Annotated in this window: 1 protein-coding gene; it reads left to right on the forward strand. The window is 51.4% G+C overall.

Features of this window, described 5'->3' with window-relative positions; all coding sequences use genetic code 11:
* The first annotated feature begins 86 nt into the window (after positions 1-86).
* Complete coding sequence (locus OOJ60_RS24640; protein ID WP_003841507.1) at positions 87-236, forward strand: hypothetical protein; 150 nt, start codon at positions 87-89, stop codon at positions 234-236.
* The last annotated feature ends 42 nt before the right edge of the window (positions 237-278 follow it).

Below are 278 nucleotides of genomic sequence, written 5' to 3' on the forward strand. Positions count from 1 at the left end.
AACATAACGTTAGTCGCCGATACCCAGCTGCGCGCTTTGCTGATAGATTTGCCCGTATAGTCAGGGAAAACAATGGAGTACGACTATTGAGCAAGAAATCATCAAAAAAACGCCAGCCGCAGGTTGAGCTGAAAAAACAGGAAACAGTTGCCTTCGGCTATGAAGAAATGCTGACAGAGCTGGAAGCGATTGTGGCCGATGCCGAGCTACGGCTGGAAGACGAAGAAGCCGCCTGAAAAGGCGGCTTAGACTTATGCCGGGTGGCGGCAACGCCCTAC

Origin of the sequence: Citrobacter sp. R4, assembly GCF_026719175.1 — a bacterium.
In the GTDB taxonomy this organism is placed as follows: domain Bacteria; phylum Pseudomonadota; class Gammaproteobacteria; order Enterobacterales; family Enterobacteriaceae; genus Citrobacter_A; species Citrobacter_A sedlakii.